Origin of the sequence: Maritimibacter sp., assembly GCF_016774595.1 — a bacterium.
Lineage (GTDB): Bacteria > Pseudomonadota > Alphaproteobacteria > Rhodobacterales > Rhodobacteraceae > Maritimibacter > Maritimibacter alkaliphilus.
In genome coordinates, this window is record NZ_JACBWT010000002.1 from 683,152 (window position 1) to 705,437 (window position 22,286).

The window sequence follows — 22,286 nt, forward strand, 5'->3', positions numbered from 1 at the left end:
GACCGCTTGGTTAATGTTCGGTTAACACGCGCCCGCCGGGCCGCTGTCAGGCCCGCGCCTGCATCGCGGCCGCAAACCGTTCGAACAGGTAGTAGCTGTCCATCGGGCCCGGGCTCGCCTCGGGGTGATATTGCACCGAATAGACCGGGCGGTCGTCCATCGCGATCCCGCAGTTGGACCCGTCGAAGAGCGAGACATGCGTCTCTTGCACGCCGGCGGGGAGCGACTGGCTGTCCACCGTGAACCCGTGGTTCATCGACGTGATCTCGACCTTGCCCGTGGTCAGATCCTTGACCGGGTGGTTCGCGCCGTGGTGGCCGTGGTTCATCTTGATCGTCTTGGCCCCGAGGGCGAGGGCGAGCATCTGGTGGCCGAGGCAAATGCCGAAGACCGGCATATCGGTGTCGTTCAGCACCTTCTGGATCATCGGCACGGCATATTCGCCCGTCGCCGCCGGATCGCCGGGGCCGTTCGACAGGAACAGGCCGTCGGGCTTGTGCGCCATGACCTCGTCCGCCGTGGCGGTGGCGGGAAGAACTGTCACGTCGCAGCCCGCCGAGGCGAGGCAGCGCAGGATGTTGCGCTTCGCGCCGTAGTCGATCGCGACGACCTTGTATTTCGGCTGCTCCAGCCGGGGGTAGCCGTCAGGCCAAGCCCACCGCATCTCGTCCCAGCGGTAGCTTTGCGCGCAGGTCACGTTCTTGGCGAGGTCGAGGCCCACCAGACCGGGGAACGCCCGCGCCTTGGCGACCAGCGCCTCGAGGTCGAAGTTGCCGTCCGGGTCATGGGCCAGCGCGACATGCGGCGCGCCCTGCTGGCGGATCGCGCGGGTCAGCCGCCGGGTGTCGATCCCGCCGATGCCGATGCGGCCGCGCTTTTCCAGCCAGTTCCACAGCGGTTCCGCCGCGCGCCAGTTCGACGGCTCGGTCGGGTCCCACTTGACCACCATGCCTTCGGCCACCGGATCCTGCGTTTCGTCGTCTTCCGGGTTCACGCCCACGTTGCCGATATGCGGGAAAGTGAAGGTCACGACCTGCCCCGCATAGGAGGGGTCCGTCATGATTTCCTGATACCCGGTCATCGCGGTGTTGAAGCACAGTTCCGCGGTCGTCACGCCCGTGGCCCCGAACCCTTTTCCGTAGAAAACGGTTCCGTCTGCAAGGGCGAGGCAGGCGGTCGGCTTGGTCTTGGTCGGCATGGCAGACTCCCGGATCGGATCGCGAGAGGTGTTACGGGGGCGGCCCGTCAGCGTCAAGGGGATCGGGCGCTTGTTTCTGCCCCTGCGAAGGTGTAATTTCGGGGCTTCGTGACTGGAACTTTGAAGGGTTTTCACCACATGCGAAACCGGCTGAGCGAAGCGCTGAAGACGGCGATGAAGGAAAAGGATACGAAGCGTCTTTCGACCCTGCGCCTCATCAATGCCGCCATCAAGGACCGCGAAATCGCCATGCGGGGCGAGGGCGAGGACCCGTCCGACCTGACCGATGACGTCATTCTCGGCATCCTCGGCAAGATGGTGAAGCAACGTCAGGAATCGGCGCGCGCTTATGAAGAGGGCGGGCGGCTGGAACTGGCCGAGGCCGAGCGGGAAGAGATCAAGGTGATCGAGGAATTCCTGCCGCGCCAGTTGTCCGACGCCGAGGTCGACAAGGCCGTGGACAAGGCCGTGGCCGAGGTCGGCGCGACGTCGATCCGCGACATGGGCAAGGTCATGGGCGTGCTAAAGGGCAAGTATACCGGGCAGATGGATTTCGGCGCGGTCGGCCCCAAGGTCAAGGCACGGCTGGGCTGAGACCCCGAGGGGGCTTTCGGGTGCCGCGTGTGACCTAAGGTCTTGAAACACGCGACAATTCGGCCTTCGGAGTGCCGAAAGCTTGACAGGCTGCGGCGCGTTGCGCATTGGCTTTCGGATGACGGACACACAGCGGCATCAGGGGGCGCGTGCGCCGGGCGCGTTTCGGCACGTCCTGCGCCTTGTCGCGCGTGCCGGTCGCGGTCTGGCCCGATCCCCCCGCCGCACCCATGCCGACGATCAGGCCCGCCGGATCGACGACCTGACGCGGGCGACGCAGCGTCTGGAACGGGCGCTGGCCGAACAGGTCGAGGCGACGCGACGGGTGGCCGAGGTGGCGACCCGGCTCGACCGTGTCGAGGGGCTTGCCACGGACGCGATGGAATTCGCGCAGGCCGCCGCCGGAAACAGCGCCGTGGCCGCACGCCTCGCCACGACGGTCGTGCGGGACGGCCAGCCCATCCGCGTCGGATTTCTGGTTCACAACTACGAGGCTTGGGGCGCGCTCAGGCGTATCCATGCGCTGATGGTCGCGGACGACAGGTTCGACCCCGTCGTCTTCACGATTCCCCGTCGTTTTCCTGGCGCAGACACGTTTCGCGACGAGGATGGCAACAGCGCGGGGCTGACCGCGGAAGGCGTCGCTCACGTTCGGTTGAACGACCCCGAACCCAGCGTCGATGTGAGCCGGATCAAGTCCTTCGACCTCGAAGTGATTTTCCGTCAGTCGCATTGGCAAAAGGACGTGCCGGGCGTGTTCCGCACCGATCTGTTGTCCTTCGCCAAACAGTATTACGTGCCCTACGCCATCACCTCGCTCATCACCGAGGGCGGTGGCATCGTCGAGCATACGCGCAAGGATGTGCTGGCCCGGCAATTCGTGGCGGGCGCCGTCGCCCGTTCGATCGTGGCAAGCCACGACCGGCTGGGCGGCGCCCGGATCACCCTGTCGGGCCACCCGAAGGTGCACGAGATCCGGACCGCCGAGCCGCACTGGCCCATCGCTTCGACCAACACGACCCGGATCATCTGGAGCGCCCATCACGCCATCGACGGGCGCTGGAACGGCTTCGGCACCTTTCCCGAAGTCTGCGACGAAATGCTGTCGCTCGCCCGCAAGCGGCCCGACCTCGACATCCTGTTCAGCCCGCACCCGGCGCTCATCACCCGCATCGACGGGATGACGCCCGCGCGGCGCGCCCGGTTCGACGCTTTCTTCCGGGCATGGGACGCGCTGCCGAACACCGGGCAGCTGCGCAGCGGGCAATACCTCGGCCCCTTCGCGGCCTCCGATCTGCTTGTCGTCGACGGTTTGAGTTTCCTCATGGAATACCAGCTTCTGAAGAAGCCGGTGATCTACCTGTCCCGGCCCGGCAGCTCGCCGTGGAACGCCATGGGCGAGATGGTGGTGGCGGGGACACATGAGCTCCCCTCCGCGCGGATTTCGGGGATCGAGGCGCTGATCGACGGGCTGCGCGACGGATCGGTGCCGCGCAAGGACGCCGCGCAACAGGCGCTGATCGACGAGTTGACCCCGCGCGACGATCCGGCACGTTTCATCGTCGATACGATCCACGACGATCTGCGCGCAGAGGCCCGTCGGGACGAGACGGCGGCAGGCTGACGCCGCCGGTCGGTTCGCATCGGCACAGAAACGCTAATCCACTGTGCATCTTTGCCGCAGGCTTTTCGCCCGCGCGAAAGCGGGGCAGGTTGACACGCGAAGGCCCGCGCGCGATGCACCCGGCATGGGCCGGGACGACCGGCCTTTTTGTTTTTAAGCGTTCAGGACGTCCCATGCCCAGCGATACGATGACACCAGGCCTTTCCGACGCGCCGGCCGCGCCGGACCATTCCGCGCGCAACCGCGTAGTGATCCTGCTGCTTCTGGTCTCGACCTTCACGATGATCCTGAACGAGACGATCATGTCGGTCGCCTTGCCCCGGCTCATGTCCGATCTCGGCGTGACGGCCAATGCCGCGCAATGGCTGACCACCGCGTTCCTTCTCACCATGGCCGTGGTGATCCCGGTCACGGGGTTCTTGCTGCAACGGTTCCACACGCGCACGGTGTTCATCGCGGCGCTGAGTTTCTTCAGCTTCGGCACGCTTCTGTGCGCCATCGCGCCGGGCCTGCCGCCGCTGGTGCTGGGCCGGGTCGTGCAGGCCTGCGGCACGGCGATGATGATGCCGCTTCTGATGACGACGGTGATGAACCTTGTCCCGCCGGACAGCCGGGGCAAGACGATGGGCAATATCTCGATCGTCATTTCGGTCGCGCCCGCCATCGGCCCCACCTTGTCGGGGATCATCCTGAACCTCCTTGGCTGGCGCTGGATGTTCTGGCTGATCCTGCCCATTGGGCTGATCTGCCTTGCCGCCGGGCTGGCGTGGCTCAAGAACGTGACCGAGCCGCGCAAGGTGCCGCTCGACATCCTGTCGGTGCCGCTGGCCGCCATCGGCTTCGGCGGGCTGGTCTATGGCCTGTCCACCATCGGCGAGGGGCATGACGAAGAGGGAGGTATGCCGCTGTGGCTGCCGCTCGCCGTGGGGGGCGCCGTGCTGATCGCCTTCATCCTGCGCCAGATCGCGCTCGGCCCAAAGGAGCGGGCGCTGCTCGACCTGCGCACCTTCCGGCACAAGATCTTCACCGTCGCCGTGGTGATGATGGGCCTCGCCATGATGGCGCTGTTCGGGATGATTATCCTTCTGCCGCTCTACATGCAGAACGTTCTGGGGATGGAGCCGGTGCAGGCGGGCCTGATGCTTTTGCCCGGCGGTCTTTTGATGGGGCTTCTGGCCCCGGTCGTCGGCCGCCTGTTCGATGCCCACGGCGCGCGCAAGCTGGTCATTCCCGGCTCGGTCGCGGTGGCGGTCGCGCTGTGGCTGATGACGACCTTCACGCCCGAGACCGGGATCGCGATGGTGCTGGCGAGCCATATCACCCTGTCGGCGGGCCTTGCGTTCCTGTTCACGCCGCTCTTCACCTCGAGCCTCGGGTCGCTGCCGCCGCAGCTTTATTCCCACGGCTCGGCGTTGATCGGCACGATCCAGCAGGTCGCGGGCGCGGCGGGGATCGCGCTGTTCGTGTCGGTGATGTCGGTGCGGTCCGCCGCCGGGATCGCCGCCGGGCTGGACGAGGCTCATGCGTTGTCGCAGGGGCTTCAGGCCGGGTTCATGTGCGGCGCCATCGCATCGCTCGGCATGATCGCGGCCAGCTTCTTTGTCCGCCGCCCGCCGGACATGCAGGACGGCGGCGCCCCGATGGGGCACTGAGAGACAAGACAAAGGCGCGACACGGACAAGCCGGCGCGCCTTTTTCTTTGCCCTGTGCGGGTCGGGAGAAACCCGGTCAGTTCCCCGGCCCGCGCCGCGACTTCGCCAGCACCAGCGCCCGCTCGAGCTCCTCGCGCAAGAGGGGTCGTTCGTCTTCGGACAGGAACGACCCGATCTCGACCTCGCGGCCATTGCCCTTGAGCGTCAGGTAGTGCTTCACCGGGCCGCCGTCCTTGTGGACCTGCACGCTGACCCAATGCGGGTTGGCGTCCCATTCGGCGTGTTGGCGGCGCGGCCCGGTGCGGCTGAGGTGCATCCGGTCGGTCCAGATCGTCAGTTCTTCGAGGATCTCACCGTCGCGGTAGCTTTTCCCGATGAACCACCACAGCCCGAAAATCGCGATCAGGCCGGGGCCGAGCAGCCACCACAGCGCCAGCGTGCCGACGAAGGCCGACAGTGGGATCATCAGCATGACGTAGGCGAACCCGATGGCGAATGCGAAGCCGCGTTTCGGGAGCGAGCGATAGGGCCACAGGTGCAGCCGCGCGATGGGCGCACCGCCTTCGGCCTCGCCGGGAGCTTCGAAGGCGGGGGCCTCGCGGATCGGAATGTCCCATTCATAGGGCATCAGGCGCGCCCCCGGATGCGGCGGAGGAGGGGCCGGAGCACGATGGTCAGCACCAGCCCGGCGACGCCTGCGAGGAAGACGAAGGCCCCGACCTCGCCCACGGTGCCGAACAGGGCGACCCGGTCGGCAGGCGGGATGGTGACGGGGACGAGGCTCGCCGCCCCGCCGAACAGCATCATCAGCCCCGACGCGACCGTCGGCATCCGGTCCGCGCGCCCCAGCCGTTCCTTGATCGCCTGCGCCACGGTCGCGACGAAGGCCACGGCGATCAGGCTTTGGACGAAAACGGCGAACCCGACGACATAGTAGCTGTCGGTCGCAGCCGCGCCGCCCTCCTGCGGCCAGGCGAGCGCCAGCACCATGTAGGCGACCGCGCCCAACAGCCCGGCCCCGAGCACCAGCGACGCGCGCAGGCCAAAGATGGCCGCGACGAGCGCGGGCAGGGGGATCAAGATCAGAAAGGCGGGGGCAGGCAGCATGGTCTCTCTCATGAAAAAGGCCCCGGCGTTTCCACCGGGGCCTCAGGTCTCAGGTCGTCAGGCCCTTAGTGAGCGTGCGACTTGTCCCAGTCCTCGCGCTTTGGGAGCTGTTCGAAGGTGTGCTCCGGCGGCGGCGAGGGCAGCGTCCACTCGAGCGTGTCCGCGTATTCGTTCCAGTAGTTCTTCTCGGTGATCCGGCGACCGGCGGTCAGCGTGTAGATCATGATGCCGAAGAAGAAGATGAACGAGGCGAAGGACAGGAACGCACCCATCGACGAGATCTTGTTCCAGTAGGCGAAGGCCTCCGGATAGTCGATGTAGCGGCGCGGCATGCCCTGACGGCCCAGGAAGTGCTGCGGGAAGAAGGTGAGGTTCACACCGATGAAGAACAGCCAGAAGTGGAGCTTACCGGCCCATTCCGGGTACTGACGGCCCGACATCTTGCCGATCCAGTAGTAGATCCCGGCGAAGATGGTGAAGGCCGCACCCATCGACATGGTGTAGTGGAAGTGCGCCACGACGTAGTAGGTGTCGTGGTAGACGCGGTCGACACCGGCCTGCGACAGCACCACGCCGGTCACGCCGCCGATGGTGAACAGGATCAGGAAGCCGAAGCCGAAGAGCATCGGCGTCTTGAACTCGATCGAGCCGCCCCAGAGGGTCGCGATCCACGAGAAGATCTTGATCCCCGTCGGCACCGCGATGACCATCGTCGCCAGCATGAAGTAGGACTGCTGCTGAAGCGACATGCCCACGGTGTACATGTGGTGCGCCCAGACGACGAAGCCGATGACGCCGATGGCGATCAGCGCCCAGACCATCGGCAGGTAGCCGAAGACGGGCTTCTTGGCGAAGGTCGCGAAGACGTGGGACACGAGGCCGAAGCCCGGCAGGATCACGATGTACACTTCCGGGTGGCCGAAGAACCACAGGATGTGCTGGTAAAGGATCGGGTCACCCCCGCCCGACGGATCGAAGAAGGTCGTCCCGAAGTTGCGGTCCATGAGCAGCATGGTGATGGCACCGGCCAGAACCGGCAGGGCCAGAAGGATCAGCCATGCGGTGACGAAGATCGACCACGAAAAGAGCGGCACCTTGAACATGGTCATGCCCGGGGCACGCATGTTCAGGAAGGTCGTGATCATGTTGATCGCACCGAGGATCGACGAGGCGCCCGAGACGTGGACCGCGAAGATCGCGAGGTCCATCGAATAGCCGCCTTCGGTCGTGGACAGCGGCGGGTAGAGCACCCAGCCCACGCCGGAACCGAGCTGGTCGTTGCCGCCCGGAGCGAGCAGCGAGGCCACACCCAGCGAGGTGCCGGTGACGTAGAGCCAGAACGACAGGTTGTTCATCCGCGGGAACGCCATGTCCGGCGCACCGATCTGAAGCGGCATGAAATAGTTACCGAAACCACCGAACAGCGCCGGGATGACGACGAAGAACATCATCAGGACGCCGTGATAGGTGATCATCACGTTCCAGAAGTGGCCGTTCGGCGTACATTCCGCGCCCGCATCGGCGAACAGGCGGAAGCCTTCGAGACACATATGCTGGACGCCGGGGTCCATGAGTTCCAGGCGCATCAGCACCGTGAAGCTGACCGAAATCAGGCCGACGAGCGCCGACGTGATAAGGTACAGGATGCCGATATCCTTGTGGTTGGTGGACATGAACCACCGGGTGAAGAACCCGCGGGTATCTTCGTGGTCATGGCCCTGGATGGCTGCGTCCGCCATTGAGGTCTCCCTTAGCTGTCCAAATCCAGGGGGATTCCCCCCCACGGAATTGGGACGTGTTTACTGCGACATTTTGAACAGAGCAACGCTCAGGGCGATCAAATCTTCGCCTTTCTGCATGTATTGCAACGGGAAAAGCGCCTTGAGAACAGCGCCTCACGCCGATTTCGGGCAATTTGTCGCATGGGGCCTTGTTTGATCCGGGTCAAGGACGGGGCCGAGACCGGGCGCCCACGTGATCCGCGATGAGGGCCGCAATCGGCTCCAGCAACGGCCCAGGAAGTTCATGCCCCACGCCCTCCAGCGGTTCGAGCTGCGCGCCGGGGATGGCGCCAGCCAGCGCCATTCCATTCGCGAAAGGCAGGATCGGGTCTTCAGTTCCGTGAATGACCAGGGTCGGGAGCGTGATGCGCGCGTAGGCGCCTGCCCAATCGGACACCACTTCAAGCGCCGCATGGTTGAAGAGGGTCTCGAACCCGTCGCGGCGGTCCAAGTCTCGCGAAATCCGGGCCGAGATGTCATCGCGCGCGAAAGGATAAGCGGACCCGGCGCAAAGCCGTGCGATTTCAAGCAGGAACGCGCCAACCGCGGCCCGGTCCGCCATGTCCAATGTCGCCAGCCCGCCGAAATGCGCAAGGAATGCCTCCGAGATAGGGGGCAGATCGGCGCCGTCCCAGCCCAGAGGCTCGGACGCGATCAGGGTCAAGGTCCGCACGCGGTCCGGGTGCCGCTCGGCTACCATCTGCGCGATGTAGCCGCCCAGCGACATGCCGACCATATCCGCCTCGGCGCACCCGTAAGCGTCCAGTATGGCGATGATGTCGGTGGCCATGTCATCGACGGTGTAGCCGGGATCACCGGCGGGAAACTGCGACGACTGTCCGGTGTCGCGGTGATCGAAGCGGATCACGAACCTGCCGTGCGCCGCCAACGCCTCGCAAAACGCCTCCGGCCACTCGAGCATCGAGGCATTGGCCCCCATGATCAGAAGCAGCGCCGGATGCGCCGGGTCGCCGAATGTCTCGGTCGCCAGTCTGACGGGACCATTCTCAACAACCCTGATGTTCACGTGCGCCTCGCTTGGTTGGGCTGGATGTCGGATTGGACGCCGCCCATTCGTCATCCGTCAAGTCGCAGGGGGCACGGGTTTCATCACCCGACACGAAAAAGCCCCGCCGGGGTGTCGGCGGGGCTTTCGTTGGCCGTCAGGGCCGGGAGGAGATCAGGAGCCTTCGCCTTCTTCCATTTCGCCTTCCGAGAAGGTGGCGAGGTAGGCGGCGACGTCTTCGCCGTCCTTCAGCTTGAAGGTCATCTTCGACTTCGCGCCGTCATCTTCGAGATAGGCCTGAAGGAAGGCTTTCGGGTCGGCGAGGTATTCGACCATGTTGGTCGTGTCCCATACGAGACCCGCTTCACCGGCGGCCACGATGTCGTCGCCGTAGTTGAAGTCTTCATACGACCCGGCGGTGCGGCCGATCACGCCGTAAAGGTTCGGGCCGGTGCGGCCACCCTTCACAATGTCCTCGTCCGCCGACGAGATGGCGTGGCAGGATTTGCACTTGCGAAAATCGCCTTCGCCCGCTTCGGCGTCGCCCATCACGGCGTGGCTTTCGGCAAAGGCAGCGGCGCCCGACAGGGTCAGGATGGCGGCGGTGGTCAGGATGGCTTTCATGGCGTTCCTCGTGGTTTGCGTTCGCAGATGGTCCGGGGATTCGGTGCACCGGTCTCCCCAACCTTGGCCGCACCATGCAAATGTTGCAATTGTCTCGCAACCGGGCGGTTGGTCGCAGTGGCGGCTTATGGCCTGACGCGGCTTGGGTTGGGCCAACGGATGACATCGGTGGAGAGTTCCACGCCGGACCGCACCCGTCGCCACGGACCCGCAGGCCCGGGCGACGCGGACGCCCCCATAGACCCAGCCCCGGAAGTCGCGTAAATCGGAGAGTGGCGGTCTTGGATCGCGGTTTTTTACGCAAGTCTATCTCAGGAATTGAAATGCGCGCCCTCGTCGCCCTGCTGCCCTCCGCCCTCGCTCTCGCCGCCTGCTCGTCTCCGTTTACGAACGCGGCCATCGGATACAATGCGATCCTGAACGAGATATCGGCGGCCCAGCAATCCGCCGACCAGTTGCCCGTGTCCGGCACCGCAACTTATGCGGGTTACCTGCTGCTCGCGGCCTATGACAACACCGGGGCGTCGGACGATTTCATCGGCGATGTCGACATGGACGCGACCTTCACCGCCGCCGGCGCGACGCTCGACGGGCAGGTCACGAATTTTCAGGACAATGCCGACGAACAGCCCGTCGCGGGCACTCTGCGGCTCAACAACGGGGTGTTGGACCGCACCGCGTCGCTGACCAACCCGGACAAGCCGGGCACCCAGCACAGCTTTTTCGTGAATGCGGACGGGACGCTGACCAATCAGGCGGGCGATACCTTCGCCTTCGACTCGGTGATCTACGGCGACGTGGTGGGCACGGACGGGAGCCTTCTGACCGGGCAGGTTTCGGGCGACGCGGTCATCAATGGCGTGACCGAAAGCGCAGGCGGCACCTTCGCGGCGCGCGCCGATTAGGCGCCTCAGGCAGCCGGGACCCCTTCGAACACCGTATCGAAGGTCGCCTTCAGCGCCACGTCCAGATCCTCCATCGTCACCGGAAGGCCCAGATCGACGAGCGAGGTGACACCGTGTTCGGTGATCCCGCAGGGCACGATCCCGGTGAAATGGTCGAGGTCGGGGTCCACGTTGATCGAGATGCCGTGGAAACTCACCCATTTGCGCAGGCGCACGCCGATGGCCGCGATCTTGTCTTCGGCCTTCTGCCCGGTGACCGTCAGCGGCTTGTCGTCGCGCTGAACCCAGACGCCGACGCGCCCCTCGCGAATCTCGCCGGTCACGTTGAACTGGTCGAGCGTCGCGATCACCCAATTCTCCATCTGCTTGACGAAGGCCCGCACGTCGCGCCCGCGCGCGCCCACGTCGAGCATGACATAGACGACGCGCTGACCAGGGCCGTGATAGGTATACTGCCCGCCACGCTTCGTCTCATAGACCGGGAAGCGGTCCGCATCGACGAGATCGGCGGGCTTTGACGAGGTGCCGGCGGTGTAGAGCGGCGGATGCTCGACCAGCCAGATCAGTTCACCCGCCTCGCCCGCGGCGATGGCGGCGGCCCGTGCTTCCATGAACGCGACCGCCTCGTCGTAATCGGTCAGCCCTTCGGTGATCTTCCATTCGACCATGCGCGTTACGGGAGAAGCCCCGCCTCCTTCACCGCTGGCACATAGGTCCGGCTCACCGGAATGTCACGCCCGTCCGAGAGCGTCAGGATCGCCCGCGCCCCGTCGCGCCGGGCCGCCGTCACCTCGCCCGTCGCGACCCAGTGCGAGCGGTGGACCTGCATCCCGGCCACGTCCCCCGTCTCGTCCATCGCGTCGGAGAGCCGCATCAGGAGCAGATCGGTCCCCATGCTGGTCGCCACCTCGACATAGTGATCCTGCACCGAGATCGAGATCAGCCGCCCCCGCTTTTCCAGCGGCAGCCGGGCAAGCAGGCGGGGCGGGGCCGGGCTGGCCGAGGTCGCCGCGCCTTTCATCTGGCCCTCGGCCGCGCCCGTGACATGGCGCTGGATGCCGACGAAGGCCGCCGCGATGATGATCGAAATGACGATGACGTTGGTGCCAAGGATCAGGATCGCGTCCAGTTCGAAGAATTCGGTGCCGAAGACCGCGCCGTTCAGCACGATGAGCAGGGCGAAATTCACGAAGCCCGCGACCGCGCCCGCGACGATGACCGCCGGCCACATGCCAACGCGCCGCGCCCGCAGGGTTTCGGCCACGATCGTCGCCGATCCGCTGCCCGCGAAGAACCCGATGGCCGCGATCACCACCCAGTAGACCAGCCGGGGCAGGGTGCGCATGACGTCTTCGGTGCCGAACGGCCCCGCCAGACCGAGGATCAGGCCGACCGCCACGATGCCGATCCACGCGCCCCGGCTCGTCACCAGCATCTGCAACTCGCGCCGCGCAATCTGATAGGGGGTCTCGCTCAAACCATCCGTGCCTCGTGTCGTCCGGGCGCAGTTTCCCCGCTCGGGCGGGCGGAGACAAGCGCCGATCCCTTGCGAATGGCCCCTCGTGTTGTATCACGGGGTCAGGGCGAGGGGGTCAGGACAGTTGATGAGAATCTACATCCAGACGATCCCCAAATCCGGCACCTATTTCATGGCGGCGTTCCTGAGCGAACTCGGGTTCAACGACACCGGGCTGCACGTGGGCCTCGACCACGTGCTGCGGACCAAGGATTTCGAACTCAGGACCAATGTCGAAACGCCGGGCCGGACCCGCGCGATGCAGCCCTATGCGCAGACCATCCTCGGTCTTGCCGCCGGCGACGTCGCGTTCGGCCACATGCCAGTGGGCCTGCACCCGATCAAGTTTCCCCGCGTGTTCTTCGTCTGCTGCTATCGCCACCCGCGCAAGACGCTGGTGTCCGAGTTCGTCGATTTCCGCTTCCGGCGGCAGGACGTGCCGTGGATCAAGCCGTCCGAGATCGCCGACGACCGCGTGGCCTTCGCGACCTACCTGCGCAAATGCGGGCCCGAGCAGATGGACAAGTGGCGCGACCTTTTGCGGGTCAGGCGCCTCGTCACCCTGCGCTGGCCGGGCTTTTCCGCGCGCCGCTATGCCTTCGTCAATTTCGACGCGATGCTCGCCGACCCCGAGGTGCCGCGTGCGCTGGCCGAACGGCTCGGCGTCGATCCCCAACGGGTGCCCGATGCGATGGCGGCGGCACGGGCGGCCGAGACCAAGACCAAGGCCACGGGCCTCACACTCGACCGCAACGCCTTTTGGTCGGACGAGGCGGAGGCGGCCTATGCCGCGCTCAGGGCCGAGGCGCGCGTGAGGCGGGCCAAATCGCTGGGCCTGACGTTCTGACGATTGCATTTCACGCTTCGTGAACCGCAAAACCCCCGATTTCACGACGCGAGAGCGCCATTCACGCAAGCGAACTGGCCCGGTGCCGCGCGGCCTGTCACCACCGTCTCCAGACGCAAACCAACGCAACCGGAGATACCAGATGTTCGACCTGACCCCCCTTCTCGAAGCCCCGACCGCCGTCCAGATTCACGCCTTCGCGGCGTTGGAGGCTTTGCTGCTGACCCCCATCGTCCTCTTTCGCAAGAAGCGCGACATGATCCACCGGATCTCGGGCTATATCTGGGTGACGAACATGCTGATCGCCGCGTTTTCGTCGTTCTGGATCATGGAAATCCAGCTCATCGGTCCGTTCAGCCCGATCCACGCGCTGTCGCTTTACGTGATCTTCAACGTGGTCAACGCAGTCCGCCACGCCCGGCGCGGCAACATCCGCGCGCATATGGGCATCATGCAGGGCACCGCGCTCTGGGGCCTCGGGATCGCGGGCGCCTTCACGCTTTTGCCGGGCCGCCGGATGAACGAGGTCATCTTCGGTCCGAGCATCGACGACGGCGTCAGCCTTGCCGTGCTGGCCTCGGTCGTGATGACGGTGGGGGCTGTGATCTACATCGTCCGGCGCACCCCGCGGGCCGCGACGTGAGGGCCGGGGAGGGGGTTTTTCGCAGAACCTGCACTTACCCCCTTCACATCCCCCGAATCCCACGCTATGCAGCGCGCCACCAAGCCAAGACAGTGCGGTCGTGGCGGAATTGGTAGACGCGCAGCGTTGAGGTCGCTGTGGGGTAACTCCCGTGGAAGTTCGAGTCTTCTCGACCGCACCATCTCTCCCCCTCGGGGAGAACGACAAAGCCCCGCCATTGGCGGGGCTTTTGGTTTTCCGGGTGTCGCCCGCTCAGTGCAGGTTGTGCCGCCGCTGCGCCTCGTTCGCGATCCAGGCGTAGGTCTTTTCCATGCCGGCGCGCAGCGTCTCGGTCGGCTCCCAGCCCAGCTTTTCGCGGATCAAGCGGTTGTCGGAATTGCGCCCGCGCACGCCTTCGGGGCCGGGGATGTTGTGGATGTCGATGGACTTGCCGGACAGGTCGATCACCATCCGGGCGAGATCGTTGATCGAAATCATCTCTTCCGACCCGATGTTTACCGGACCTTCGAAATCGGACCTAAGGAGCCGCGTGGTCCCTTCGACGCACTCATCGACATAAAGGAACGACCGGGTCTGAAGCCCGTCGCCCCAAACCTCGATCGTGCCGCCCTCGGCCGTCATCGCGACCTTGCGGCAGAGCGCGGCCGGGGCCTTTTCCTTGCCGCCGTCCCAAGTGCCTTCGACGCCGAAGATGTTGTGATAGCGCGCGACGCGGCATTCCATTCCGTAGTTGCGGTTGTAGGCCAGATACAGCCGTTCCGAGAACAGCTTTTCCCACCCGTATTCGCTGTCGGGATTGGCCGGATAGGCGCTGTCTTCGGCGCAGTTCGGGTTGTCGGGGTCGAGCTGGTTGTGTTCGGGGTACATGCAGGCGGAAGACGAATAGAACACCCGCTTGATGTTGCGCTTGTGGCAGGCGTCCAGCACGTTGAGGTTGATGGTCGCCGAGTTGTGCATGATGTCGGCGTCGTTCTCGCCGGTGAAGACATAGCCCGCGCCGCCCATGTCGGCGGCGAGTTGATAGACCTCGTCGAAGCGTCGGTCGATGACGCGGCGCACCACCTCCTGCTCACGCAGATCGCCGATCACGAAATCGTCCGCTTCGGTCTCGGCATGTTCGTGGAATTTCAGATCCACGCCGCGCACCCAGAACCCTTCCCGCTTCAGGCGTTTGACCAGATGTCCGCCGATAAAGCCGCCGGCGCCGAGAACGAGTGCAGATTTCATGATGTCCGTCCAGATAATGAATAATTTGATGGGCGAGAGTAGTGCGTTCTGTGGCAAGCGCAAGGTCGTATGCGCGGGGGAGGGATGGCGCGCGTCGGGCCGTTAAGTATTTGTGATCGGCGGCGCACTCTTATATTTCCATCCGGGACCGTTCGTGTGTTGGTTTATATTTTGGGCGCCACCGTGATGTGCGTGGCAGGGCAGGGGGTATGGTTCGCTCTGATTCCCATTGCCTTTACGGCTTTGGTGAATTGATAATGGTTAATAATTGGTTAACGTCATCTGAATAATGTCGCATGTCTTTGCAAGTTTTTCGCGGCCCAGATGTGTGGCGCGAAAAACTTTCTAAAATTCAATCGATCACGTTGACCATCCCGAATATATACGCCAGCCTAGGTGTGGGAGCAGCCGGGGTGAGTCATCTCATCGGGCTTTGACATTTGGATATTCTGAACATTCTGACACGGGTGCGGTCGCGTGGCGCCGCGTTCAATATCAGTGGGCTTCGGCTTCTCGACGATACCGAAACGCAACCGCGCGGGGCCCGGGCGTCCGCGCAGCCGCAGACGGTTACGACGCCTCTTCCCCGGATCAGGCCCGAAGGGCGGCCGGGTATCAGCCTCGTCTCCTGCGTGCGCAATCGGATCGACAACCTGAGCGAGGCGGTGAAAACCTGGATCGCGCTCGACGAACTCGACGAAATCCTGATCGTCGACTGGTCGTCGGACGAACCCGTCGCCCGCGCACTGGCCCGCCGCCGCATCCGCGACAAACGCCTGCGGATCGTGCGTGTCGAGGGGGAGGACAAGTGGACCCTGTCCTATGCCTATAACGTGGGCTTCCGGCTGTCGCGTCACGACCGGATCGTCAAGGCGGACGCGGATATTCAGATCGAGCGGGAGTTTTTCGCGCGCAACCCGTTGCCGGACAAGGGGTTCGTCGCGGGCAACTGGCGGCGCGTGCCCGAGGATCAGGCCCATACCAACGGGTTCTTCTATATCGACCGCGCGCATCTGGCCCGTGTCGGCGGTTTCAATGAATTCATCACGTCCTACGGCTGGGACGACGACGACCTTTACCGGCGTCTGGACGAGGGCGGGCTGACGCGCATCGACGTGGACCCGATCACGATCCATCACCTGCCGCATGGCGACGCGGAACGCCTTGACCGCGACCATGCCCCGGCAGGTGACACGGCGCTCGATCAGATCCGGCATGACCCGCATTTCGGCATCCGCCGCAACCAGCATCTCGTCGAACTCATGCCGATGTGGCGTGCGCACCTCGCGCCGCTGCCGATGTCGCATACGGTCGCCTCGGACGGGATGGAAACGCTCGAACGCCGTGCGCCGCATCCGAATGCCGTGCCGCGCTTCGTGAACCAGCGCGTCGACGACTCCGCGCTTCGGGTCATGGCGTCGTGGCGGTTCGGGCCGGGGCTGCTCGGCCTGAACGAAACCGCGCTGACACGCCTGCTGGCAAGGCCCGCCGCGTCGATCACCGCCGAGACGGTGAGCGAAGCCCTCACGGCGCAGGAGGCCGCGCTGCGCGACATCCCGTCGCCCGCCTATGTGCCCCACCGCACGCGGCTGTTCATCGACACCCAGCACGGCCTCGGTAACCGCCTGCGCGCCATGGCCTCGGCCGCCACCATCGCCGATGCGACGGGGCGCGAACTGGTCGTTGTCTGGCACCCCGACCACCATTGCGAAGCGCGTCTGACCGACCTTTTCGACTATGACGGCGCGGTGATCGAAGACAGTTTCATCGACGACGCCAGCCGACAGGGCGCCCATGTCTACAACTACATGGAGGTCGAGGAGGGCGCCGAGAAAAACGTGCCTGTGGACCTGAAATGGTCGGGCGACATCTATGCCCGCTCGGCCTTCGTCCTGAACTGCGAGGTCGCGAATTGGGAGGCCGAGAACGCCTTTCTGCGCGCCATGACCCCTGCGGCGCATGTCCGCGATCTGGTCGCCGGGGTCCGCGCACCCAACGATGTCTCGGTCCACGTGCGCATGGTCGGCGGGGCGAAAGACGCGCATCTCAGCTACGAATCCGGGCAGGAGTGGAATGCCGAAAGTCAGGCGACCATCGGGTTCTGGCGCGAAAAAAGCCATTTCTCGGCTTTCCTCAAGCGGGTGGAGGCGCTTCGGGCCGAGGGCGAGGCCGACCGGATCTTCGTCGCCGCCGACTCGCCCGAAGCCTATCGCGCCTTCACCGACACTTTCGGCGAAAACGTCGCCTACCTTCACCGCGATCTCTACGACCGCTCGCCCGACCAACTGGCCTATGCTCTGGCCGATGCGATCCTGCTGGGTCGCGCGCCGCGCCTGCTTGGCTCGACCTGGAGTTCCTTTACCGAGCTCGCCCTTCGGCTGGCGCCCGCAAGGCCGGTGCAGGAAATGAGCGGAAAGGATTTCTGATGCTTCTCGCCAACCAAAGGGTCATGCGGCCCACCCGGATGGACCGGTCCGCGCACCCGCGCTACCATGCGGCAACCGCCCCGGCACCGGAGGGCTCGCCATGCTGACCCCCGTCGCGGACCGTCGCGTTCGCCACCTCAAACCGCCCGCGTTCATCCATCTGTTCAAGGCGGCGGGCACGTCGATCCAGATCCAGATGCGCACGGTTCTGGGAACCGACGCGGTGCCCAAGATCAACGATTCCCGAAGTTTCGTCGCCGATGTCGGGGCCGCGCTCGACGATCCGGCGGTCGAAATCATCTGCGGCCACTATTCGTTCGCGCGGATCAACCAAGCCTATCTCGCGGCGAACAAGGGCTCGCCCGTCTGCTTTACCTTCCTGCGCGACCCGGTTGACCGTCTGGTGTCGAGCTACAATTACTTTCGCGAAACGGCGGGCGAGAAATGGCACGATCAGGCCGCCGCCATGAGCCTTGACGATTTCGCGCTGTTCCTGCTCGACAACGATCCGCGTGCGATCTGCAATCACCAGTGTCAGGAATTATCCGCCGACCATACCCCGACCTTCGCCGCCGCCCGCGCCAACATCGAAGCGCATTTCGCCTTCGTCGGCAGCGTCGATGAGATGGAGGCCGCCAATCGCGTCGCGCAGGACTGGCTCGGCCTCAGATGGGATGCGGGCAAGCGGTTGAACGTGTCGAGCCACGGGGTCACCCGCCGGCGCCTGTCGCCCACGGTGCGCGCCCGTGTCGCGGCGGCCACCGCCGAGGATCAGGAACTCATCGCCTTCATCCGCGATCGCGGCTGTTTCGCGGGGCAGGCGGCCGAACGGACCGCGAAAAGCGCCTGACGATCAGGTCGCGGCCAGCACCGCGCGCGCCTTGGCGCAGTCGTCGTCCATCTGTTCGATCAGCGCCTCGAGGCTGTCGAACCGTTCCTCGGGCCTGAGGTAATCGACCAGCGCGACCGAAATGTGCTCGCCGTAAAGGTCGCCTTTGAAGTCGAACAGGAAGGTTTCGATGTTGGGGAGGTTCTCGCCGAAGGTGGGCCGCACGCCGATCGACGCGGCCCCGCCGTATTCCCCCGCATGGGCGCCGGTCAGCACGTCGGCCTTCACCGCGTAGACCCCGAACCTGGGCGGGTGCAGCCCCGCGATGGACATGTTGATCGTCGGATAGCCCAGATCGCGCCCCCGCTGATCGCCGCGCACCACGGTGCCGTCGATGCGGTGCCAATGCCCCAGCATCCGCGCCGCATCGCGGGGCCGACCCTCGCTCAGCGCCTGGCGGATCGCGGTGGACGAGATCTCGACGTCGTCGTCATGCATCAGCGGCGCGACCGTCACGCCGAACCCCTTCTCTCGCCCCAGTGCGACAAGCGTGTCGACATTGCCCGCGCGCTTCGCCCCGAAGTGGAAATCCGCCCCGACCACGACATGCCTCAGGCCAAGCCCATCGATGATGACCCGGCGGGCGAAATCCTCGGGCGTGAGCGCCGAAAGCGTGTCGTTGAAAGTCAGTTCATACAGTTTTTCGACGCCCAGCCAGTCCAGCCGGTTCGCACGCGCCTCGGCATTCATAAGCCGGAACGGATCGCCGCCGGGCGCGAAATACTCACGCGGATGCGGCTCGAACGTCATCACGCCGAGTGGCGCGCTCAAGGCCGCCGCCTCGCGCCGCGCGATGTCGATGACGAACTGATGGCCCCGATGCACGCCATCGAAATTCCCGATGGCAACCGAAGCGCCCCGGTCCTGCTGTTCGACGAACTGAAAATCCCGAATGATCCGCATATGTTGGGAGTAGCCGCGCCGTGCGTGCCCCGCAAGCCGCAAAAGGCGCACGGCCCGCCCCTTCTCTGTTTCCGAAAACCTTCGGGGGGGCGCGAAGCGCGCGGGGGCAGACAGCCCCCTCGCACCTCACCGCCGACCCGACCCGGCGAGGTCGCCGCCCGCGAGCGTAGCGAGCCACCGCGACGGGGCGTCAGCCCCGGCGCAATCCCTCAGCCTAGTTCCGACAGACGCGCCAGCGCCTCGCGCAATTTGGCGGCCTCGTCTTCACGTGCGTCGAGGTTGCCTTGCGCTTCGGCCACCACATCCTCGGGGGCGTTCTCCGCGAATTTCGGGTTGTTCAGGCGGCCCTTCAGCCCCCCGATCTCCTTCTCGAGCTTGCCGATGCTCTTCTCCAGCCGCGCCTTTTCCTCGTCCACGTCGATGATGTCGGCCAGCGGCAGGGCGAAGGTGCCGCCCTCGACCGGGATGGTCACGCAGCCCTTGGGCAGATCGGCCATCTCGGTCACGCTGTCGATCCGCGCGAGCTTGAAGATCAGCGTCTCATTGGTGGCAAAGGCGGCCCGACCCGCGGCGTCGAGATCGCGCAGGATCATCGGGATCTTTAGGCCAGCGGGCACGTGCATCTGGGCGCGGGCCGAGCGCACGTCTTCGATCAGCTTCACGACCCAGTTCATCTCCCGGTCCGCATCCGCGTCGATCAGGTCGGCGCCGTATGTCGGCCAGTCCTGATGGACGAGCAGCGTGTCGCGCGCGGCGATCTGGCCCCAGAGCTCTTCGGTGATGAAGGGCATGATCGGGTGCAGCAGGATCAGGCACTGGTCGATGACCCAGGCCATCGTCGCCCGCGTCTCGGCCACGACCGCCGCATCGTCGGATGCCAGAAGCGGCTTGGCGAATTCCAGATACCAGTCGCAGACCTTGCCCCAGACATAGGCGTAAAGTCCGTTGGCCGCGTCGTTGAAGCGGTAGGCGGTGATCGCCTCGTCCACCAGTTCGCGCACCCGCGCGGTCTCGCCCACGATCCACTTGTTCACGGTCGCGTTCACGCTGGCCGGATCGAACCCCGGCACCGGCTTGCAATCGTTCATCTCTGCGAACCGCGCCGCGTTCCACAGTTTCGTGCCGAAGTTCCGGTAGCCTTTGATCCGCTCTTCCGACAGCTTCAGCACGCCGCCGATCGCCGCCATGGACGCGTTGGTGAACCGCAGCGCATCCGCGCCGTATTCGTCGATGATTTCCAGCGGGTCGATCACGTTGCCGGTCGTCTTCGACATCTTCTTGCCCTTCTCGTCACGCACGAGCTGGTGAAGATAGACGGTGTGGAACGGCTCTTTCTCGACCACGGCAAGCTGCATCATCATCATGCGCGCGACCCAGAAGAACAGGATGTCGAAGCCCGTGACCAGCACGTCCGTCGGGAAATACTTCGCCAGTTCCGGCGTCTCTTCGGGCCAGCCCAGCGTCCCGATGGGCCATAGACCGGACGAGAACCAGGTGTCGAGCACATCGGGGTCGCGCCAGACCGGATAGACCAGCTTGGACGGGTCCTGATCGACGGTATAGGTGGCGAGCGTCTCGGCCAGCACGTCGATGGCTTCTTTCTTGTCGGCCACTTCGACGATGCGCATGTGGCTGATCGGAACCGGGGTGTCCGCGATTTCGTCCATGAAGGCATCGACGACGCCCTCGAAGCTTTCGGCGGCGTGATGCACCTCGCCCCGGTGGACGAGGCCGCCCATCAGCACCTTGAGCATTTCGATCTCGTCCAGATCGCCGTCGGCGCTGACGTAATCCTCGTAGGACAGGTCGAGCCCGTACCAGACCGGGATCTGGTGCCCCCACCAAAGCTGGCGCGAAATGCACCACGGTTCGATGTTTTCGAGCCAATGGTAATAGGTCTTCTCGCCGCTTTCGGGGATGATCTTGGTGCGCCCCTCGCGCACCGCGTCCAGCGCCGGGCCGACGACCTTTTCGGCGTCCACGAACCACTGGTCGGTCAGCATCGGTTCGATGACCACTTTCGAACGGTCCCCGAACGGCTGCATGATCGGCTTGTTCTCGACGTAAGGCACCGTCTCGCCTTCGTCGTTGGTCGTCGTGACCGCCAGCCCCTCGGCATTGATCTGCTCGACGACGCGCTCACGCGCCTCGAACCGGTCCAGACCGCGCAGATCGTCGGGGACGAGGTTCAGGGTATCGACTTCGGCCCCGGTGAAAGCCGCGCCATTCGCGATCTCCTGCGCGCGGGTCGCACAGGTTGCATAATCCTCGCCATCCGCGCGCATCTGCCCGGCCATATCCATGAGCCGGTACATCGGAATGCCGCCGCGCGTGGCGACCGCGTAGTCGTTGAAGTCATGCGCGCCGGTGATCTTCACCGCGCCCGAGCCGAAGGTCGGGTCCGGGTAGTCGTCGGTGATGATTGGGATCAGGCGGCGGTGCTCTTTCGGCCCAACCGGAATTTCGCAGAACTTGCCGACGATGGGCGCATAGCGTTCGTCTTTGGGATGCACCGCGACCGCGCCGTCGCCCAGCATGGTTTCGGGCCGGGTCGTGGCGATGGAGATATAGTCGCGCTCTTCGGTGAGCACGACGTTCCCGTCCTCGTCCTTTTCGACGTACGTGTAGGTCTCGCCACCGGCGAGCGGGTATTTGAAGTGCCACATGTGGCCCTGCACTTCGATGTTCTCGACCTCCAGATCGGAAATCGCGGTTTCGAAATGCGGGTCCCAGTTCACCAGCCGCTTGCCGCGATAGATGAAGCCCTTCTGATACATGTCGAGAAAGACCTTGATGACCGCGTCATGGAAGTTGGGCGAGTTCTCGTGCCCGGTGCGCGGGTCGCCATCGGCCCCGGCCATGGTAAAGGCGTTGCGGTCCCAGTCGCAGGAGGCGCCGAGGCGTTTGAGCTGCTCGACGATGGTGCCGCCGTATTGCCCCTTCCACTCCCACACCTTGTCGAGGAACGCCTCGCGCCCAAGTTCCCGGCGCGAGGGCTGTTGCGTGGCGGCCAGCATCTTTTCGACCTGAAGCTGCGTGGCGATGCCTGCGTGGTCCTGACCGGGCTGCCACAGCGTGTCGAACCCGCGCATCCGGTGCCAACGCACGAGGATGTCCTGAAGCGTGTTGTTGAACGCATGGCCCACATGCAGCGCGCCGGTCACATTGGGCGGCGGGATCATCACGGTGAAGGTCTCATCGCGCGAGGCATTGGCACCAGCGGCGAAGGCTTTCGCCTCTTCCCACTGTGCGGAAATACGCGGCTCGGCGGTCTTGGCGTCGAAGGTCTTGTCCATGGCCATGGGTTCATCCCCGTTCTTGGGTGGCTTCGGTCGCAGGCGTGA

General features: G+C 65.0%; 19 protein-coding genes and 1 tRNA gene. 9 read left to right on the plus strand and 11 right to left on the minus strand.

Annotated elements, in window-relative coordinates:
- Positions 1-46: 46 nt before the first annotated feature.
- Positions 47-1,198, minus strand: coding sequence for a glutamine-hydrolyzing carbamoyl-phosphate synthase small subunit (gene carA, locus HOY44_RS14635; RefSeq protein ID WP_287435615.1), 1,152 nt, complete (start codon positions 1,196-1,198; stop codon positions 47-49).
- Positions 1,199-1,336: 138 nt separating this feature from the next.
- Here carA and HOY44_RS14640 point away from each other — a divergent pair, with 138 nt between their 5' ends.
- From HOY44_RS14640 to HOY44_RS14650, 3 genes are all read left to right on the plus strand, one after another.
- The gene (locus tag HOY44_RS14640) at positions 1,337-1,792 is read left to right on the plus strand and encodes a GatB/YqeY domain-containing protein (protein ID WP_008330463.1); all 456 of its coding nucleotides are present in this window, start codon (positions 1,337-1,339) and stop codon (positions 1,790-1,792) included.
- A gap of 118 nt (positions 1,793-1,910) precedes the next feature.
- On the plus strand, positions 1,911-3,416 hold the full coding sequence (locus HOY44_RS14645; protein ID WP_287435618.1) for a hypothetical protein: 1,506 nt from the start codon (positions 1,911-1,913) through the stop codon (positions 3,414-3,416).
- A 173-nt stretch (positions 3,417-3,589) separates the two neighbouring features.
- Complete coding sequence (locus HOY44_RS14650; protein ID WP_287435620.1) at positions 3,590-5,068, plus strand: MDR family MFS transporter; 1,479 nt, start codon at positions 3,590-3,592, stop codon at positions 5,066-5,068.
- Between the two features lie 76 nt (positions 5,069-5,144).
- Here the strand turns inward: HOY44_RS14650 and HOY44_RS14655 are convergent, their stop codons facing one another.
- The 5 genes from HOY44_RS14655 to HOY44_RS14675 all read right to left on the minus strand — a co-directional run bounded on the left by HOY44_RS14655 (position 5,145) and on the right by HOY44_RS14675 (position 9,586).
- On the minus strand, positions 5,145-5,696 hold the full coding sequence (locus HOY44_RS14655; RefSeq protein WP_008330459.1) for a DUF2244 domain-containing protein: 552 nt from the start codon (positions 5,694-5,696) through the stop codon (positions 5,145-5,147).
- On the minus strand, positions 5,696-6,175 hold the full coding sequence (locus tag HOY44_RS14660) for a hypothetical protein (RefSeq protein WP_287435624.1): 480 nt from the start codon (positions 6,173-6,175) through the stop codon (positions 5,696-5,698). Before HOY44_RS14660 ends, HOY44_RS14655 begins: the two co-directional genes overlap by 1 nt.
- Before the next feature lie 65 nt (positions 6,176-6,240).
- Positions 6,241-7,914: a cytochrome c oxidase subunit I gene (locus HOY44_RS14665; protein WP_008330455.1), complete on the minus strand. Its 1,674-nt coding sequence runs from the start codon at positions 7,912-7,914 to the stop codon at positions 6,241-6,243.
- 205 nt (positions 7,915-8,119) lie between these two features.
- Positions 8,120-8,983 (minus strand): alpha/beta fold hydrolase, encoded by an 864-nt coding sequence (locus HOY44_RS14670; RefSeq protein WP_287435625.1) that lies wholly within the window; start codon positions 8,981-8,983, stop codon positions 8,120-8,122.
- Between the two features lie 153 nt (positions 8,984-9,136).
- Positions 9,137-9,586 (minus strand): c-type cytochrome, encoded by a 450-nt coding sequence (locus HOY44_RS14675; protein WP_138423538.1) that lies wholly within the window; start codon positions 9,584-9,586, stop codon positions 9,137-9,139.
- Between the two features lie 323 nt (positions 9,587-9,909).
- On the opposite strand from HOY44_RS14675, the gene HOY44_RS14680 reads away from it, so the two are divergent.
- Positions 9,910-10,491: a hypothetical protein gene (locus HOY44_RS14680; protein ID WP_287435628.1), complete on the plus strand. Its 582-nt coding sequence runs from the start codon at positions 9,910-9,912 to the stop codon at positions 10,489-10,491.
- 5 nt (positions 10,492-10,496) lie between these two features.
- Here HOY44_RS14680 and lipB read toward each other — a convergent pair whose 3' ends face one another.
- Together lipB and HOY44_RS14690 are read right to left on the minus strand one after the other, a co-directional pair.
- Positions 10,497-11,159: a lipoyl(octanoyl) transferase LipB gene (gene lipB, locus HOY44_RS14685; RefSeq protein WP_287435630.1), complete on the minus strand. Its 663-nt coding sequence runs from the start codon at positions 11,157-11,159 to the stop codon at positions 10,497-10,499.
- Between the two features lie 5 nt (positions 11,160-11,164).
- Positions 11,165-11,968, minus strand: a complete 804-nt coding sequence (locus HOY44_RS14690) for a LytTR family DNA-binding domain-containing protein (protein WP_287435632.1) — start codon at positions 11,966-11,968, stop codon at positions 11,165-11,167.
- A 127-nt stretch (positions 11,969-12,095) separates the two neighbouring features.
- Between HOY44_RS14690 and HOY44_RS14695 the strand changes: the two genes are divergently transcribed.
- The 3 genes from HOY44_RS14695 to HOY44_RS14705 all read left to right on the plus strand — a co-directional run bounded on the left by HOY44_RS14695 (position 12,096) and on the right by HOY44_RS14705 (position 13,678).
- Positions 12,096-12,854, plus strand: coding sequence for a hypothetical protein (locus HOY44_RS14695; RefSeq protein ID WP_287435634.1), 759 nt, complete (start codon positions 12,096-12,098; stop codon positions 12,852-12,854).
- 142 nt (positions 12,855-12,996) lie between these two features.
- Complete coding sequence (locus HOY44_RS14700) at positions 12,997-13,497, plus strand: DUF2306 domain-containing protein (protein WP_287435635.1); 501 nt, start codon at positions 12,997-12,999, stop codon at positions 13,495-13,497.
- 94 nt (positions 13,498-13,591) lie between these two features.
- Positions 13,592-13,678 (plus strand) — tRNA-Leu (locus HOY44_RS14705).
- A 71-nt stretch (positions 13,679-13,749) separates the two neighbouring features.
- On the opposite strand, the gene HOY44_RS14710 is transcribed toward HOY44_RS14705, so the two are convergent.
- Positions 13,750-14,724, minus strand: coding sequence for an NAD-dependent epimerase/dehydratase family protein (locus HOY44_RS14710; protein WP_287435637.1), 975 nt, complete (start codon positions 14,722-14,724; stop codon positions 13,750-13,752).
- Positions 14,725-15,164: 440 nt separating this feature from the next.
- Between HOY44_RS14710 and HOY44_RS14715 the strand changes: the two genes are divergently transcribed.
- Together HOY44_RS14715 and HOY44_RS14720 are read left to right on the plus strand one after the other, a co-directional pair.
- A complete protein-coding gene (locus tag HOY44_RS14715; RefSeq protein WP_287435639.1) occupies positions 15,165-17,150 on the plus strand; it encodes a glycosyltransferase in 1,986 nt (661 codons plus the stop codon).
- A 100-nt stretch (positions 17,151-17,250) separates the two neighbouring features.
- Entirely contained in the window at positions 17,251-18,000 is a 750-nt protein-coding gene (locus HOY44_RS14720; protein WP_287435641.1) for a sulfotransferase family 2 domain-containing protein, read from the plus strand.
- A gap of 3 nt (positions 18,001-18,003) precedes the next feature.
- On the opposite strand, the gene HOY44_RS14725 is transcribed toward HOY44_RS14720, so the two are convergent.
- On the minus strand, positions 18,004-18,942 hold the full coding sequence (locus tag HOY44_RS14725) for a bifunctional riboflavin kinase/FAD synthetase (protein ID WP_287435643.1): 939 nt from the start codon (positions 18,940-18,942) through the stop codon (positions 18,004-18,006).
- Positions 18,943-19,151: 209 nt separating this feature from the next.
- Positions 19,152-22,244, minus strand: coding sequence for a valine--tRNA ligase (locus HOY44_RS14730; RefSeq protein ID WP_287435645.1), 3,093 nt, complete (start codon positions 22,242-22,244; stop codon positions 19,152-19,154).
- Positions 22,245-22,286: the final 42 nt, after the last annotated feature.